Below are 17,838 nucleotides of genomic sequence, written 5' to 3'. Positions count from 1 at the left end.
GGTAAAGGAGTTGATTATGAGAAGCATGGTGTTTTTGGCTGTATTCCTGTTTGGTTCGGTAGCGGCTTCCTTCGCCGAAGGGGACAGCAAAACCGACGCGAACATCGGTATGCATCTTTACCGCTCCTATTGTCTTGTTTGCCACGGTACTGATGGCAAGGGGAACGGCCCTCTGGCGATTAAACGGAAAATATCTCCTGTGAACCTGACCGAAAACAAATATCAGGTAAAAAGCATCGAAGAGCTCGTGAAGGTTATCGGATTCTACGGAAGGAAAGATGGTTCGGCCATGCCTTTATGGAAAGACGCTATACCCGAATCAAACCTGCGCCATCTTGCCGCTTTCATAAAGAGATTTAAAAGATCCAACCTCCAGTTGAGAGGTGATGAAAGAAAGGGGAGGGAGATATTCAAGAGCGCTTGTGTTTCCTGCCATGATCAGCACGGCACCGGTAAAGGGATTCTTGCAGAACTGATCGGCATAAAGATGGTTGATTTCACCGACAAGAGCATGAAAAAGATTTCCGATGAACAGCTGATCCAGGTAATCCATGACGGCAAAGGGGACTTCATGCCCCCATGGGACGGCACTCTCAACGACGGCGAGATTATCGATGTCGGCGCATATGTAAGGAGCCTCGGCAGGTAGCTTTAAAGAGCCGCCGCGAAGCTCCTTTTCACGTTAACGTTTACCCTTTAAAGAGATACTGAACGGAACACTATCAACTTTTCTTCCGTCATCTCTTCCATAGATGGAAGTATCCCCCCAACGCCAAGACCAGACGCCTTGCGGCCGCCAAACGGCATCCAGTCGACGCGGAAAGCGGTATGGTCATTCACCATCACTGTCGCGGCATCAAGTCTTTTCACACAGTCAAAAGCGATATCAAGATTTTTCGTAAAAACAGCGGCCTGGAACGAATAGGGAATGGAGTTCGCACGCTTGACCGCGTCAAGCCTGTCGCTGAATGGATAAATTATGATGACCGGCCCAAATACCTCGTGCGTCGAGACGCGGACGTTGTCGGGAGGATTCAGAATTACGGTAGGTTCGTAGCATGTGTTCCCTATCTTCTTCCCGCCAGCTAGTATTTTGCCTCCCCCCTTTACGGCCTCCTTCACCCACTCGTCCACCCTTGCTACCTCAGCCTCGGTGATGAGGGGGCCAACTTCGGTCTTGCCGTCGGTCGGATCACCTACAACCAGTTTTTTGGCAATCGCTACAAGGCCGTTGGCAAATTCATTAACGAGCTTTTCATGCACGTACACTCTCTGCACTGAGACGCAGACCTGCCCGGCGTGGTAAAAGCCCCCTTTCGCAAGTAGAGGTATTGCCTCTTTTATGTCTGCGTCATGTTCGATAATTACAGGCGCAACCCCCCCATGCTCCAGCGCGCAACGGGTGCCGGGAGCAAGCCGGGAGCGTAGAGACCAGCCGACATCGCCGGAACCTATGAAAGTAAGGAATGCCACACGCTGGTCTGTAACAAGTTTTTCCGCAAGTTCCCGTCCGCAGAGGATCACCTGGCACCACTCTTTTGGGAGCCCCGCCTCGTAAAGAGTGTTTGCGAGATTGAAACAGGAGGCGGGGGTGGTGGAGGCTGGCTTGACGATAACCGGGCAACCGACTGCTATCGCCGGAACCACCTGGTGGACTATCAGATTAAACGGGTGGTTAAAGGCGCTGATTGCCACAACAACCCCGATCGGTTCGCGAACCGTGAAAGCCATCCGGTTAAGGGACGCGGCATTCATCTTCATCGGAATTTCCCGGCCAACAAGCTGATTGATGGAGCGGGCCGCCTCCCTTATCCCCTGCACGGCGCGGTTCAACTCTACGCGGGAATCTATGAGCGGTTTACCCCCCTCCTGCGCGGCCTCCCTGGCGAATCGTTCAATACGTTCTTCAACGAGAGTGGCGGTTTTTTCAAGTATCTCTATCCGTTTCGGTATCGGAATTCTTCCATCGATATCTTTCGCAAGAGCGTCCGCAGTCTTTAACGCCTGTTCGATTCGCTCCGCGGTGTCGATGTCGTACTCGTTTATCAGGCGCCTGTCAAAAGGGGAGTAGACTTTCAGTTTTTCAGCCATTGCATATCTCCTCAAATATGGTTCTTGCCGGTATTTTCAATGCCAAATGCCGGAGTCTCAGCGGCATTTTAACATTAATCAATCGATGGTGGAAAAACAGGTTGTTTGGCGCAGAGGCGGACAGAACCGGCACTCAGAGGTTTTCCAGAATTTCCGCGGCGAGTTTTTCGCTTACCGAAAGCGCCCGCGCGATCTCGTTTACGCTTGCTCCCCGCGCGGCTTTCAGCGATCCGAATTCCTTTATCAGCAGTTTTTTCCGCTTCGGGCCGAAACCTTTTACCTCGTCAACGCCGCTTTTGAAGGCCTCCGCCGAGCGTTTTTTCCTGTGGTAGTTCACGGCGAACCTGTGCGATTCATCCCGCAATCTTTGAAGCATGAAACGGGCTGGACTTGTAGGGGGGATCGGCAGAGGCTCGCTTCTCCCGGCGAGGTAGAATTTGTCGGTCTCCTCGTTTTCCCTCTCCTTTCCCTTCGCAATTCCTATGACTATCTGGTCGGGATTGTATTTTTTTGCGGTCTCGGAGGCGATGTTCAATTGACCCGGTCCGCCGTCGATCACAAGGATATCAGGGAACTTTCCCCCTTCATCCTTGAGCCTGCGGAAACGGCGTTCAACTACTTCAGCCATCATCGCGTAGTCATCGGGGCCGGGAGTTGAGATACTGTATCGCTTGTAGGCTTTCTTGTCTGGTTCTCCATTGAAGAAGGTAACAAGGGAGCCTACGGCGGAGATCCCGCTGGTGTTTGAAATATCCACGCACTCCATTATGGCTGGCCAACCCACCATGCCGGTCAGCCGCTGTATTTCGCCAAGAGTCTCCTTCAACGATTCTTCGCTTGAGGAAAAGGTGGCGAGTTTGAGCTTTGCGTTTTCTACAGCCATTTTCAGCAGTTCTTTTTTCCGCCCTCTCTGTGGCTGAACGATTTCTACCTTCCCCTTCTTCATGCCGGAAAGCCATCTGGCTATCACCTCGGAGTCGGCAGGCTCCACGTTCACGAATATCGAGCCGGGAACGGAAAAGGAGGCGCTATAAAACTGTTCCATGAACGCCCCTGTCAATTCTGCGGCGTCGTCTACCTTTCTGAAGGTGAAATTCTGGTCCCCTTTCAGCTTCCCCCCACGCACCATCATTATTCTGACCACTCCCCCCCCTTCTCCTACGGCGGTGGCGATATAATCTTCATCGATCGATTCCGAGGCGGCGTCTATTTTCTGTTTCTCCTGTAACCGTTCTATGGCCTGAAGCTGGTCACGCAAAAGAGCCGCCTTCTCAAACTCCTCCCTGTTCGACATCTCTACCATTTCGCGTTTAAGCGTTTCTACAACATCCCTGTCTCTCCCCTTAATAAGAGCGATAACGGAAGCGATCATCTGTTTATACTCCTCGGGAGTCACCTTCCCGGCGCAGGGAGCGAGGCATCTTTTCATCTGGTAATTGAGGCAGGGGCGGCGCAACGCGGCATTGTCAAGGCTGTCTCTGCTCTGACGGACAGGGAATATCTTATGGATAAGGCGCAGTACAGCCCTTACCGACTTTGCCGATATGTATGGTCCAAAATATTCGGCGCCGTCCTTTACCACTCTCCTTACGATGAAAATCCGTGGATACTTCTCGTTCGTGGTCACCTTCAGGTAGGGGTAGGTTTTGTCGTCCCGCAGGAGGATGTTGAAGCGCGGTTTCTCCTTCTTGATGAGGATGTTTTCGAGAATAAGCGCCTCCACCTCGTTCTTGGTGACGGTGAAATCTACCTTCTCCGCCAGGGAGACCATAAGGGCGAGACGCGGAGCGTGGTTCGCTGATTCGCGGAAATAGGATAATACCCTGCTCCGCAGGTTTATCGCCTTCCCGATATAGAGGATCTTCCCCTCCCTGTCTTTAATCAAATAACAACCCGGTTTTGACGGTATTCCCGACAGGTCGGGTGTTTTCATTTCGCTCATTGCTAAATGATATTCGATTTTGTCCTGCCGCAGTATCCGTTTTGGGCCAAATGGTCCGGTTTGAAATGGAGATCAGAATGGGGGGCATAGCTTTGTAAGAGGGGGGATATGGAGATAAAAAAATATGATTTCTGAAAATAGGATTTGGAGCTAAAAGGCAAGCCGAATAGAATACCCTTTAATGAACAGGGCTTTTTCGACATTATTATTGGCGGAGGTATTATGGGAACCGTTTTAATCATCGGTACCGGCGCGGCAGGCTCGGTTACGGCACAAAAGTGCTGCATGTTGCCTAAGACATTCAGCAAGGTCATCCTTGCAAACAGGACTATTTCAAAAGCGGAAAAGCTGAAAAAAACTATAGCACAGTCTATTTCGAATTATCCTCCACTGGAGGCCGCGCAGGTGGACGCCGACAATCCTCGATTGGTGTCTCAGCTTATCCGCAAATTCCAGCCGGAGATGGTTATAAACATGGCTCTCCCATACCAGGACCTTTCCATAATGGAAGCATGTATCGAAACAGGTGTGAATTATGTGGACACCGCCAATTATGAAAGCCCCGAGGACCCGAACTTCAGCTATAGAAGGCAGTGGGAAATGCACGACCGCTTCAAGATAAAAGGTAAAATGGCGCTTCTTGGAAGCGGTTTCGATCCAGGCGTAACCAACATCTATATCGCGCACGCGAAAAAGAATTATTTCGACGAAATTGACGAGGTGGATATTGTCGACGCGAACGGCGGAGATCACGGCCAGCACTTCGCGACTAATTTTAATCCCGAGATCAATATCCGGGAAGTAACAGCGGACGGACGATACTACGAGGACGGCATCTGGAAAAGCATCCCGGCATTGTCCGTTCATAAGCCTTTTGATTTCCCGGCTGTCGGCGTGAAGGAAATGTACCTTATGTATCATGAGGAGCTGGAATCGCTGACCAGGAATCTTCCTGAGATAAAGACTTTGCGTTTCTGGATGACATTCTCGGAAAAGTATCTGACATATCTCCGAGTGCTTGAAAATATCGGGATGACCAAAATCGAGCCGGTGGAGTTTGAGGGGAACAAGATCGTTCCGCTGAAATTTCTCAAAGCGCTTCTCCCGGAACCTTCATCGCTCGGTATCAGCACCAAGGGGAAGGTTTGTATCGGCTGTCTCATAAAGGGGAAGAAGGACGATAAGGAGAAGACTCTGTTTGTCTATTGCGTAAAGGATCACGAGGATTGTTATCGCGAGGTCGGCTCTCAGGCGATCGCGTATACGACAGGCGTTCCGGCGATGATAGGCGCAAAGCTGGTGATGGAGAATACTTGGTTCGAGAAAGGTGTATACAACGTGGAACAGCTCGACCCGACGCCGTTCATGAACGACCTTAACAAGTATGGGCTCCCATGGACAGAGAAATTCATTTGAATATAAATCCTGACGACATCAGCGAAACCCCCTGCTATGTATGCGAAGAGGAGAAGCTGAGGGGCAATCTTGAAACTATACGCAGGGTAAGGGAAGAGTCCGGCGCTACGATCATTCTTGCGCTGAAAGGGTTTTCCATGTTTTCGGTCTTCCCGATGCTCAAGGGGGCGCTACTTGGAACCGCCGCCAGCTCGCTCAACGAAGCGAGGCTTGGTTTCGAGGAGTTCGGAAAAAAGGTGCACCTGTACGCTCCTGCATACAGGGAAGACGAATTCGAAGAGATATCCGGCTATTCGTCCCATATAACCTTTAATTCTTTCGGGCAGTGGAAAAAGTTCAGGGAGAGGTTAAAGGGGAAGGATATCAGGTGTGGAATTCGGATCAATCCCGAGCATTCAGAAGTTACAACCGGTTTATATAATCCATGTTCCCCATATTCAAGGCTTGGAGTAACCCTTGCCAATTTCGAGGAGTCGGAACTGGAAGGGATTAGCGGGCTTCATTTTCATGTACTGTGCGAGAACAATTCCGATGCGCTGGAGCGAGTTGTGGATGCTGTCGAAAAAAAGTTCAGTCATCTCATTGGAAAGATGAATTGGGTGAATTTCGGCGGAGGCCATCACATCACGCGCGATGACTATGACATCGAAAGGCTTATCAGGATAGTGAAGCGATTCCGCGAGCGTTGGGGGGTGGAGGTCATTCTTGAGCCGGGTGAAGCGATAGCCTTGAACGCGGGGGTCCTTGTGGCTACCGTGCTTGATATCGTGAACAACGGGATGAAGATAGCGATACTCGATACATCCGCTTCCGCGCATATGCCGGACGTTCTTGAAATGCCGTACAGGCCTAGGATCTCGGGCGCGGGCGAGCCGGAAGTGTTTGAGCATCTTTACAGGCTCGGAGGGATGACTTGTCTGGCGGGGGACGTAATAGGGGACTATTCATTTCCCGAGCCGTTAAAGATCGGGGACAAGCTTGTTTTCGGGGATATGCTTCACTACACGATGGTTAAAAACACTACGTTCAACGGAGTGCAATTGCCGTCTATCGGGATATGGTCCGAGAAGGAAGGTTTCAGGATCATAAGAAAATTCGGGTACGAGGATTACCGCAACAGGCTTTCGTAGCCGCGATTGTCCGGAATCATCATTTTTTAAAGCTTGTAAGATTGTTCTTTATGGCTCTTCTGAATAGATTTATATCCCCTGTTCTGGGAATTTCGCTTAGCTGTTGCACCGCTGAATAGGCGTACATTGTCACTATCTCGCTTCTGCCAAACTGGAGGGCGAGCACCAGTTTTCCGTTCATGTTGAAGCAGGAAACGTTTTGAACCCCGTTATCGCCTGCCTGATCCCTGTCGATACCGATCCGGTGCAGTTCAGCTTTTACATCAGGTATGATTTCGCTCCCCTCCCCGTTTTCGGGGTGGATGACGATGTTATAGGCTACATATTTTCCCATGCTTCCATATCGGAAGAATCTTAAAAGGTGAACAGGGTTTTTTTATTTTCGGACAGGTACACCGGTTTTCTGAAGAAGAAGCCCCTCCCATGACTTTTCAGGAAGGATATCGAGCAGAAGCGTTGCTGTTACACCGCTGGAGACCTCTTTTGCAGGTTCCCCTCTGTGGTTCGTAATTTCATTTACGCAGACAATCTTCTCATCCCCGTACTTTTCTGTAAGGAGCCTCAGCTCGTCCCCTATTACTATCTTCCCTTTTACGTCGACCGCGATGCTGTTTTCGCTTACACTCCTGATAGCCGCGGCGAAATATCCGATGGAGTCGCTCCTTATCTCTGGCGAATTCCCCACCTCTCCCGGTTCCTCCAGCTCAGGGAAATAGAAACCGGAGAAAAATCCGCGGTTCGAAGTCTTGGATATCTCCTCCATAAGTTCAGGTTCGTATGGTTTCCCTTCAGAAGCGTTGTCTATCGCCCGGCGGTAGGTGCGCGTTGCGACTGCGACATAATATTCGGATTTGTTTCTCCCCTCGATCTTGAAGGCGTCTATTCCGGCCTGCATCAGTTTGTCGAGGTGTGGAAGCAGGCACATGTCGCGTGATGAAATGATGTGGCTTCCATGTATATCTTCCTCTATGACCATCTCCTGTTCGCCGTAATCGGCATTTTTCACCGTGGCGGAGATGACATCGAAACTGTCCCGGCAGTTATGGGCGCACATGCCGTTGTTCGCGTCGCGTCCGGAAAAAACCGATGACAGGAAACACCGCCCAGAATAGGCCATGCATACCGAGCCGTGCACGAATGCTTCGAATTCCATGCCGGGAACCTCGTTCTTTATTTCAATGATCTCCTTCAATGAAAGTTCGCGAGCGAGAATGACCCGCTTGATGCCAAGTCTTTGCCAGAACTTTACGGAAAGATAGTTGGCGGTGGAGGTCTGCACCGAAAGGTGTAGCGGGATCTCGCATCCGATATCCCTTATGATCTCAAGGACGGAGGGGTCGGCAAAGACTATCGCGTCTGGCTGGAGATCGTTTAGGAACTCGATATGTTTTCCGAGTCCCTTGAGCATTCCGTTGTGCGGGAAGGTGTTTATGCAGACATACAGTTTTTTTCCGTACGATCTTGCTATCTCCTTTGCTTCCGCTATGTGGCGTTTGCCGACATGGTTTTGCCGGGTGCGCATGGAGAAGGCGGTGCTTCCGATATAGCAGGCATCGGCCCCCATGCGGTAGGCCAGCTCCAGTTTTTCCAGGCTCCCCGCCGGAGAAACAAGTTCAGCTTTTCTTTTCATATTGCCGTTATTTTTCATTGTGCCATTTTAATCCGAAATTGCGGATATTACGCAAAATGAGATTTGTTAAAAATCATCTGATGCTGGTCCGGGGGAAGATGGTCAACCTGGGAGCGGTTTCGGAGATGTATTTTTTTGGGGCTTCGAGATATTCTGGGCTGACTCCGGCTCCGGTTCGATAAGGCTTATTATTGTCCACCCATCAGCAGGTTTCATTTTGTATCCCTCGACAAATATCTCGAGTTTTCCTTTGGGGGTGAGCGCGAAAAGCGTTATAGCCCTTGCGCCATACTGTTCGATGTAATCACCGTATGTGAAAGATTCAGTCAGTTTGGTGCTTTTTACTTCGGCGTCCTTCGCTATAAGGCTCGCCAGTTTGGCATATGTAACGTTGCTACCGAAAATAACGTATCCTCTCAGATCTGAAGAGACCAAATGCTTATCCGTCGAATCCTTTTCAGGGGTGACCAGGAGGCTGAAAACTTTTTTACGCCCGAACTCATGCCTGAAATGTATTGAGGCGATTATGTTCAGGTCCGGATTTGGCGAGAGTGCAAGCATCTTTCCTATTCCAACAAGGTTCAGATAACGTTCGGCGTGATCTGATATCGGGTTTCCGAAATATGTCTGAAATCCCTCCATGCGCGCTTCCTTGATATTCTCCCAGTTTGTATCTGCAAGGAGCGCCCGGTAATCGTTCTTTGTAATTATTTTTGCCACCATTCGCGCTACAGGATTGGCCCCTATTATCAGATACCCTTTCGGTATCGGCTCGGCTACACCAAGAAGTTTTGCGAGATATCCGGCAGTGGAGCTTTGCAGGGCAACGGTACCGATTATGACCGCGAATGTAAGGGGGACTATCGATTCAGCCTCGGCGTAACCGGCTTCCTGAAGACGTATCGCGAAAAGCGCCGAAACGGCAGCCGCCACGATTCCGCGCGGGGCTATCCATCCCAGCAGAGCCTTTTCCCGCCAGGTCAGTCCGGAACCGAAAGTCGCAACGGCTATTTTTACGGGCCGCGCAATGAACTGGATAAGGAGGAACACAAGAAAAGCGCCAGGTCCCAGGAGGCGGAGTTTTTCGAACTCAAGATCGGCAGCGAGGATTATGAACAGCATCGATATCAGGAAAACGCTGAGGCTTTCCTTGAAATCAGCGATCCCTTCCAGAGGGACCTTCTTCATGTTGGCAAGGCGTATCCCCATTATTGTCACCGTCATAAGGCCGGATTCGGGCTGAAGTACGTCAGAAAGCGCGTACATCGCGAACACTATAGAAAGCACACCTACGTTATGAAGGAACTCAGGCAGCCAGTGATCCCTAATCGCCATGCCAAGCCCTTGCCCGGCGGCGAGACCGAGCACAAGGCCGATGATAATGATCTTCCCGAAAGTGAGGATGGTATGAGTGACAGCCTGTGCGCCGGTGCTTGAAATGATGAATTCGTATACAAGAACCACAAGAAGAGCGCCTATCGGATCTATCACGATCCCTTCCCATCTGAGGATATTCGCAAGGTTCTCCTTGGGACGAATGGTTCTAAGCATCGGCGTAATTACCGTCGGGCCGGTGACAACCGTAATGGCTCCGAACAGCAGGGCTATCTCCACGGAAAAGTCGAGGATGTAATAGACCCCGATGGCAGTAATGAACCAGGTCGTGAGAACTCCGGTGGTAACGAGGTTTCTGACGACTTTTTGAAGGCCTGCTATCTCCTCGAACTTCAGTGACAGGCTCCCTTCAAACAGGATTACTGCCACGGAAAGAGATACGAAAGGGAGGAGGATATGTCCAAAAACTTCCTGGGGATCAAAAAGCCCGGCTATCGGTCCGGCAATGATCCCTGTTAAAAGGAGAAAGAGTATTGCCGGGAGTCTCACGCGCCACGCGATCCACTGGCAAACAATTGCTGCCGTGCTGATTGAGGCTAATATGGCTACCGTGTTGTGCAACTGGTCCCTCGCTGATTAGTTTCTTTCATCCGCCTGCCTCTGAAAATGGAATTTTGCGTTTTATAAATATCTGCTCGGCAAGGTTTAATGTTATTTAGCTTAATGCCTGCTCCTGCTTGAATTGACTCCACGCAACATTTTACACGGATATAAGAATTCTTCATAAGGTAAAAGATTTTCCTTTTTAAGCGCAAATCGGGAGTTTGATTCCTGCTTGGTTGGCAAAGGGTGGATAAATTGTTAGTTTATAGGGAGAAATGTAAATGTGGAGGTCAAACCGTTGTTTTTTTCAGACTCCAGACGTCCCCTTATTTTCGGTGAAGTTCTTTTTGACAAGTTTTCCGATGGAAAGAGCGTTCTTGGCGGCGCGCCGTTCAACGTGGCATGGAACCTCAAGGGATTCGGCTTGGATCCTCTTTTTGTAAGTTCTGTCGGGCGCGACAGGGAGGGTGATCAGATAATTACCCAGATGGAGAGTTGGGGTCTTGAGGTTACCGGCCTGTTCAGGGATTCGGAATACCCAACCGGCGAGGTAAAGGTGGAGATGTCAGGCGACGGTCATACCTTCGATATACTTCCCGAACAGGCTTACGATTTTATCGATCCCGGTTTTCTGGAGGAGAGGTTTGGCAAGCGGAAATTCTCACTTCTATACCATGGAAGCCTCATTACCCGTTCGCCCGTTTCAAGATCTTCGCTTCAAATGCTTTATTCATCGCGTGAGATCCCAAGGTTCATAGATGTGAATCTTCGCGAGCCGTGGTTTGATACGGAAGAGGTGTGCAAGACAATAGTCGGCGCCACATGGGTGAAGCTGAACAACGAGGAGCTTGAAACGCTTTCGGGATCTAGTTTGACGTCGAGGGGAACCTTGCTGGAGGTTGCTGAAAAATTCAGGGAAAAATCAGGGATTGAAAACCTGATAGTAACCATGGGGGAAGAGGGGGCGGTATCGTCTTCCAGTAGCGGTCTTGTTTTCCACAAAGCAAATAAGGTTGAAAAGGTTGAAGACACCGTCGGTGCTGGTGACGCGTTCAGCTCTGTCATCATTCTGGGGATTTCGAACAGATGGACTATTGAGAGATCCATGGAGAGAGCGATAGCCTTCGCGTCCGAGATATGCGGAATAAGGGGGGCTACGAGCAAGGACCGTTCGCTTTATGACAGGTTTCTAGCCGATTGGGGTAAACAGGATGCGTAAGGAAAAGTATTATATCGTTCTTGTGAGCATGCACGGCCTGGTGCATGGTTCGCATATGGAACTGGGGAGGGATTCGGACACAGGGGGACAGATAAAATATGTGGTGGAGCTGGCTCAGGCACTTGCGAGACATCCTGACGTAGATACCGTCGATCTTGTGACCAGGAAGATAATAGATAGCAGGGTGAGCCCGGATTACGCCGTCGGTTATGAAAAGATATCTCCGGGATTTAATATCGTACGGCTTCCATGCGGGCCGAACAGGTATCTCCGGAAAGAGGTTCTCTGGCCATACATGAGCAATTTTGCCGACAGTATCATCGAATATCTCCGCAATAACCGACGTATGCCAGATTTCATTCATGGGCATTACGCGGATGCGGGATACGTCTGTTCTTACGTGTCGGGACTTCTCGGTGTACCGATGGCGTTTACCGGTCACTCGCTTGGGAAGGTGAAGGAGCAGAGACTGCTTGAGCAGGGGATGAAAGCTGAGTCTATTGAAAAGAATTTTAATATCAAAAGAAGGATAGAAGCGGAGGAGATCTCGATCGAAAACGCTTCGTTCGTTGTCACCAGCACCAGACAGGAGGTGGAGGAGCAATACAGGGTCTACGCCAATTATGCACGCAAGAGGATGCTCGTTATCCCTCCGGGGGTTGACGTATCAAAATATAAAACGGTATCGCAGGTAAAGGATAACGATAAAACCCTTGAGCGAAACATATTCAAGTTTTTCAGCGACCCGAAGAAGCCGATGATCCTTGCCTTGTCCCGCCCGGACGCAAAGAAAAATATTCTCGGCCTTGTGACAGCGTTTGGAGAGACTAAAGGTTTGAGGGATAGGGCGAACCTTTTGCTGGTACTTGGGACGCGTGAGGATATAAGGCTGATGGAAAAATCGCAGAGGGTAATATTCAACGACCTCCTTCTCCTGATCGATTACTACGACCTCTGGGGGTGCGTAGGCATTCCCAAAAACCATGAGCCTGATGATGTGCAGAAAATATACAGGCTTGCCGCCAGAACGAACGGTATCTTTATCAATCCGGCCATCACGGAGCCGTTCGGGTTGACGCTTCTGGAAGCGGCCTCCTCCGGTTTGCCGGTTATCGCCACAAAGAACGGCGGCGCAAAGGAAATAGTCGCAACATGTAAAAACGGAATGCTGATTGATCCGTTCGATACCTCCGATATAGGGAAGGCGATGATGGCTTCGCTCTCCGATAAAAAGAGAAGAGGGAGATGGGTAAAGGCCGGCCTGGTAAACGTGAAAAAACATTACTCCTGGGATGGGCATGTGGAGAAATACCTCCGCCATGTTCAGAGGGCCATAAACGCCAACGAGAGAAAGGTGAGGATCGAAACGACAAACAGCAGGCGGCTTATCACCGCAGACAGGATACTTGTCTGCGATATAGACAACACACTTGTAGGGGACAAACCATCGCTGGATCGCCTTTTGAAAATGCTGAATGAGGAGGAACGCAAGGTTATTTTCGGAGTTGCTACAGGACGAAGCCTCAAGCTGACAATGAGCGTCCTTAAGGAGTGGAACATTCCGGTCCCCAACCTGCTGATAACTTCGGTAGGCAGTGAGATCTACTATGGGCGGAGGCTTGTGAAGGATTCCGGTTACGAGCGCAATATCGCCTACAGGTGGAACCCTGAAGTGATAAGGGAGAAGATGAAAAATCTGCCGGGTATAAAACCGCAAGGGCCGAAGGGGCAGGGGCACTACAAGATAAGCTATTTCATGGATCCGGCAAAGGCTCCCCCTATCTCCGATCTATACATGATGCTGAGAAAGAACAACGCTCACGCGAAACTGGTATTTTCCCATGGCATGTATCTTGACGTGCTTCCGCTTCGCGCATCCAAGGGGCTTGCCATCCGTTACCTTGCGGTAAAATGGGGTCTCTCAGTTGAGAGTATTCTGGTCGCGGGTGATTCCGGCAACGATGAGGATATGCTGTCGGGCAATACGCTCGGCGTTGTTGTGGGGAATCACAGTCCGGAACTGGAAAAGCTCCGGGGCGAGCCGAATATATATTTTGCCAGAGGTGAAAATGCCGAAGGGATAATCGAAGCGATAGATTATTATAATTTCTTCGGGGAGAAGCCTGGCCCATCAATGGAGGATATCAAGAGTGGCTGAAATTGAAAATGAATTGAATGAAATGCTGGAAAGGCACAGGAAGAGCATTTACGCGCTTCTGAAGGGCTATATGTCACTTGGGAAAAAATTTCTCCTTAAATCGGAGATCTCGGATCTCTTTAAATCATTTATTGCGGAAGAAGAGAACAGCGCTCTTGCCGGCACCAGGATGCCGATTATCATTTCTCAGATTCAGGAGGCAGCGCTTAGTTCCCCATGGATATATTTCGCTCTCAGGTCGAGAGTGGCAAAGTGGCAATATCTCCGCATACACGAGGAATCCGTCCATGTTGAGGAGGTTTCCGTGTCGGACTATTTCATGTTCAAGGAATCGCTCGTCAACGGCCACGGGAGCGCGAGCGACTGGGTAACTGAAATTGATTTCGGTCCGTTCAACAGGGATCTCCCGCGCATGCATGAACAGAAATCAATCGGGCGCGGCGTGGAGTTCATGAACAGGGTCCTGTCCAGCCAGCTTTTCCAGAAGATCGAGAAAGGGGGCATGGAGCTTGTAGATTTCCTGCGGGTGCATCAGTACAAGGGGATGCAGTTGATGATCAACGAGAAGATCACCGACGTAGTGAAAATGCGTCAGGCGATCCGCGCGGCAGAAAACTACCTTAAAGGCCAGCCTCCTGATATGAAATGGGACGATGTTGAACAGGCGATGAAGGGTTATGGATTCGAACCGGGATGGGGTAAGACTGTTACGCGCATGCGGGATACCATGTCGCTCCTTACTGATATTCTCGAAGCGCCGGATCCCAAGACGCTTGGCGAATTTCTCGGAAGAATTCCGATGATCTTCCGCATCGCCATACTCTCCCCTCACGGCTATTTTTCTCAGGGGAACGTTCTCGGTCTGCCGGACACAGGGGGACAGGTCGTGTATATCCTCGACCAGGTGCGCGCGCTGGAGAAGGAGATGATAAAGAGGCTTGATGAACAGGGGTTTGAGGTTGATCCCGAAATAGTCGTTGTGACAAGGCTTATCCCGGAATCGAACGGTACGACCTGCGATCAGCCGACGGAGTCGATTGTCGGAACGAAAAACGCCAGAATAATCAGGATTCCTTTCAGGAACCGGAACGGTGAGGTGATACGCCACTGGATATCAAGGTTCGAGATATGGCCCTACCTCGAACGATTTGCAGAAGAGGCGGAGAAAGGATTGGTAGCCGAGTTCCTTGCAAAGCCCGATCTCATAATAGGAAATTACAGCGACGGGAACCTTGTCGGCTATTTGCTGTCAAAGCGGTTCCAGGTGACGCAGTGCAACATAGCCCACGCCCTTGAAAAGACGAAATACCTCTATTCGGATCTTTACTGGAAGGACAATGACGAAAGATTTCATTTCTCGTGCCAGTTTACAGCCGACCTTATAGCGATGAATTCCGCCGACTTCATTATCACCAGCACATTTCAGGAGATAGCCGGCAACGCGGAAAACGTAGGGCAGTATGAAAGCTATCAGTCGTTCACCATGCCGGGGCTTTACAGGGTGGTAAACGGCATTAACGGGTACGACCCGAAATTCAATATTGTCTCCCCCGGGGCCGACGCCGAAATATATTTTCCATTTTACGAAACCGGGAGAAGGCTTTCCGCCATGTCAGGGGAGCTTGAAGAGCTGGTTTTCGGCGATAAGCCGACAGAGGAGATAAGAGGGGTGTTTCAGCAAAAAGAGAAGCCGATAATATTTTCTATGGCGAGAATGGATCGGATAAAGAATATGACCGGGCTGGTAGAGATGTACGCAAACTCCCCTCGGCTGAGGAAGCACGCAAACCTTCTTATCATTTCTGGATATGTCAATCCCGACAGGTCGAGCGATGCCGACGAAAAGGATCAGATAGGGAGAATGCACGACCTTATGAACAGGCACAATCTGGACGGAGAGATGCGGTGGTGCGGGGTACAGCTGAAAAAGGCGGTTGCGGGAGAGCTGTACAGACATATCGCGGATAACAAGGGGGTTTTTGTACAGCCCGCGCTCTTCGAAGCATTTGGGTTAACGATCATTGAGGCGATGGCTTCGGGATTGCCGACATTCGCCACTTGCTACGGCGGCCCGATGGAGATCATCGAGGATAATGTTTCCGGGTTCCATATCGATCCGAATCACCCGGAAGATGCGGCTGAGACGCTCGCCTCCTTTTTCGAGGAGTGCGCGAGGGATAAGGAGTATTGGAAAAGGATATCCGACGGCGGGATCGACAGGGTCAACAGGCATTACACGTGGGATCTCTACGCTGAAAGGATAATGACACTTTCACGCATATACGGATTCTGGAAATATGTAACAAATCTTGAGAGGGGAGAGACCAGCCGATACCTGGAGATGTGTTACGGTTTGCAATACCGGAAACTCGTTGAAAAGATGGAAAATTGAGTAGAAACTCCAGAAATTCCGGATTTTTGCGGAATTACGAAATTGTGGGGCGTTGAGGTACAATAAATAGACATGCTATATGCTCGAATTCCGGAAAATAATTCAATATAAATAACTGGGTACAGCCAAGAGGAAGCAGGATTTTGAAGTTAAAAAAAATTGCATATGTCGTTATTATTGCGTCATTAGTCCTGTTTCGGCCCGACAATCAAGGGGAAGCGCACGCTTCCGGACAGCCTGATCCAAAAGTCAGGACAAAACCGCGCCCCGCTCTCCCAAGATATGCCCAGGGGGAAGTGCTGATGAAGATGGATCCATCTTTCAAAGGATATTACAAACCCTCCTCCCTCCCCGAAGGGGCGAGAGAGATGAAGAAGATAGATAATTTCGGCCTGAACAGAATAATGCTGAAACCGGGTGTGTCCGTTGAGGAGGCGGTTGAATCGTACAAGAAACTGCCGGGCGTGGCGTATGCAGAGCCGAATTATATTTACAGATCGCTTGCCGTAACTCCAAGCGATACCGATTTCGGGATCCAGTGGGGATTGCATAACGCAGGGCAGGTGATTACGCAGGTCTACGACCCGCATACCAATACGATGATAGACGGCAAGGGGACCGCCGACGCCGACATAGACGCGACGGAGGCGTGGGATATTTCAACAGGTTCCGGAGAAATAATCGTTGCGATTCTCGATTCCGGCGTCTCATGGAACCATCCGGAACTTATCGAAAACATCTGGCAGAATCCGGGCGAAACGGAGAATGGAGAGGACAGCGACAGGAACGGATATATCGATGACGTGAGGGGGTGGGACTTCATAGATACCGACAACGATCCATCGGACTTCAACGAGCATGGCACACATATAGCCGGTACGCTCGGAGCGACAACCAATAATGGTAAAGGTGTAGCCGGAGTAAGCTGGAACGTGAAGATAATGCCTATCAGGGTGCTCGATACGATCGGTTCAGGTTTGACGTCCAGCCTCGTGGCGGCGGTCAATTACGCCATTGATCACGGCGCTAAGATAATCAACCTGAGTCTCGGCGGGCCGGATATGAGCCAGGCGTTTTTAGACGCCCTCGAAAGGGCGCAGGGTGCCGGCATACTCATCGTTGTCGCGTGCGGGAACGGCGACCTCGACGGGATAGGGGACAACAATGACATCTACCCGATATATCCCGCAAGCTATGATCTCGATAATATAGTTTCAGTAGCCGCTTCCGACTACAACGACAACTTGACCGTTTTTTCCAATTACGGCGCGAAGTCGGTAGATATTGCCGCTCCCGGACAATACATTTATTCTACCTTCCCCGCGAGAAAGACGGTCTTTGCCGATGATTTTTCCACGCTGGCAGATTGGACCCACGGCGGAGTGAAAGATCTGTGGGGTCTCACCAGCTACCTGTATTACAGCCCTCCGAGCGCGCTTACCGACAGTCCGAATCCAGAGCCTTATTCGGAAGAAACCGGATTGTACGAGAACAGTACCGATTCATGGGTTAGATCCAAAACATTCAGTCTTGAGGGGGAGATTGGATGTCAGCTTTCCTATATATTTGCCGGGAGCCTTGAACCGAATAAGGATTTCATGCAGACGGAAATTTCAAGCGACGGCGGCCTGAATTGGCGCCCCTTCACGGAAGCTGAGGGGGCTGGGATCTTTACAGGGCTTATGCCAGAAGCAGTCGTGATGGTACACGACCTTAGCGCCTTTGAGAACAAACCGACCATTGCAATCCGATTCCACCTGATAACCGATGCGACAGGCCAGGATAGAGGGGTGCTCATCGACGATGTGCAGGTGAGCTGTCACTCCACAACCTACGCGGGAGATGAATACGGATTCCTTGAGGGTACATCCATGGCGGCACCTTTCGTGTCCGGTGTCGCTTTATTGATGATGTCGAACAAT

At 50.3% G+C, this 17,838-nt stretch carries 12 protein-coding genes; 7 read left to right on the top strand and 5 right to left on the bottom strand.

The window, feature by feature from the left end:
* The first annotated feature begins 16 nt into the window (after positions 1–16).
* Positions 17–649 (top strand): cytochrome c, encoded by a 633-nt coding sequence (locus OEY64_10210; GenBank protein ID MDH5543322.1) that lies wholly within the window; start codon positions 17–19, stop codon positions 647–649.
* Positions 650–696: 47 nt separating this feature from the next.
* On the opposite strand, the gene OEY64_10205 is transcribed toward OEY64_10210, so the two are convergent.
* Together OEY64_10205 and uvrC are read right to left on the bottom strand one after the other, a co-directional pair.
* Positions 697–2,091, bottom strand: a complete 1,395-nt coding sequence (locus OEY64_10205) for an aldehyde dehydrogenase family protein (protein ID MDH5543321.1) — start codon at positions 2,089–2,091, stop codon at positions 697–699.
* Positions 2,092–2,224: 133 nt separating this feature from the next.
* Entirely contained in the window at positions 2,225–4,033 is a 1,809-nt protein-coding gene (gene uvrC / locus OEY64_10200) for an excinuclease ABC subunit UvrC (protein MDH5543320.1), read from the bottom strand.
* Between the two features lie 222 nt (positions 4,034–4,255).
* On the opposite strand from uvrC, the gene OEY64_10195 reads away from it, so the two are divergent.
* The gene (locus tag OEY64_10195; protein ID MDH5543319.1) at positions 4,256–5,449 is read left to right on the top strand and encodes a saccharopine dehydrogenase family protein; all 1,194 of its coding nucleotides are present in this window, start codon (positions 4,256–4,258) and stop codon (positions 5,447–5,449) included.
* Positions 5,428–6,579: a carboxynorspermidine decarboxylase gene (nspC, locus tag OEY64_10190; protein ID MDH5543318.1), complete on the top strand. Its 1,152-nt coding sequence runs from the start codon at positions 5,428–5,430 to the stop codon at positions 6,577–6,579. Before OEY64_10195 ends, nspC begins: the two co-directional genes overlap by 22 nt.
* A gap of 19 nt (positions 6,580–6,598) precedes the next feature.
* Here the strand turns inward: nspC and OEY64_10185 are convergent, their stop codons facing one another.
* The 3 genes from OEY64_10185 to OEY64_10175 form a co-directional block, all read right to left on the bottom strand.
* A complete protein-coding gene (locus OEY64_10185) occupies positions 6,599–6,913 on the bottom strand; it encodes a hypothetical protein (protein ID MDH5543317.1) in 315 nt (104 codons plus the stop codon).
* Positions 6,914–6,955: 42 nt separating this feature from the next.
* Positions 6,956–8,227 (bottom strand): U32 family peptidase, encoded by a 1,272-nt coding sequence (locus OEY64_10180; protein MDH5543316.1) that lies wholly within the window; start codon positions 8,225–8,227, stop codon positions 6,956–6,958.
* A gap of 84 nt (positions 8,228–8,311) precedes the next feature.
* Positions 8,312–10,165, bottom strand: a complete 1,854-nt coding sequence (locus OEY64_10175; GenBank protein MDH5543315.1) for a cation:proton antiporter — start codon at positions 10,163–10,165, stop codon at positions 8,312–8,314.
* A 280-nt stretch (positions 10,166–10,445) separates the two neighbouring features.
* Here OEY64_10175 and OEY64_10170 point away from each other — a divergent pair, with 280 nt between their 5' ends.
* From OEY64_10170 to OEY64_10155, 4 genes are all read left to right on the top strand, one after another.
* The gene (locus OEY64_10170) at positions 10,446–11,366 is read left to right on the top strand and encodes a PfkB family carbohydrate kinase (GenBank protein ID MDH5543314.1); all 921 of its coding nucleotides are present in this window, start codon (positions 10,446–10,448) and stop codon (positions 11,364–11,366) included.
* On the top strand, positions 11,359–13,524 hold the full coding sequence (locus OEY64_10165) for a glycosyltransferase (protein ID MDH5543313.1): 2,166 nt from the start codon (positions 11,359–11,361) through the stop codon (positions 13,522–13,524). The genes OEY64_10170 and OEY64_10165 overlap by 8 nt, the downstream gene beginning before the upstream one ends.
* 22 nt (positions 13,525–13,546) lie before the next feature.
* Positions 13,547–15,916 (top strand): sucrose synthase, encoded by a 2,370-nt coding sequence (locus OEY64_10160; GenBank protein ID MDH5543312.1) that lies wholly within the window; start codon positions 13,547–13,549, stop codon positions 15,914–15,916.
* A 143-nt stretch (positions 15,917–16,059) separates the two neighbouring features.
* On the top strand, positions 16,060–17,838 hold a 1,779-nt coding region (locus tag OEY64_10155), incomplete at its 3' end, for a S8 family serine peptidase (protein MDH5543311.1).

The organism is Nitrospinota bacterium, from assembly GCA_029881495.1.
In the GTDB taxonomy this organism is placed as follows: Bacteria; Nitrospinota_A; UBA7883; order JACRGQ01; family JACRGQ01; genus JAOUMJ01.
The sequence above is the reverse complement of the archived record's forward strand: the minus strand, read 5'-3'. Positions and strand labels throughout refer to the sequence as shown.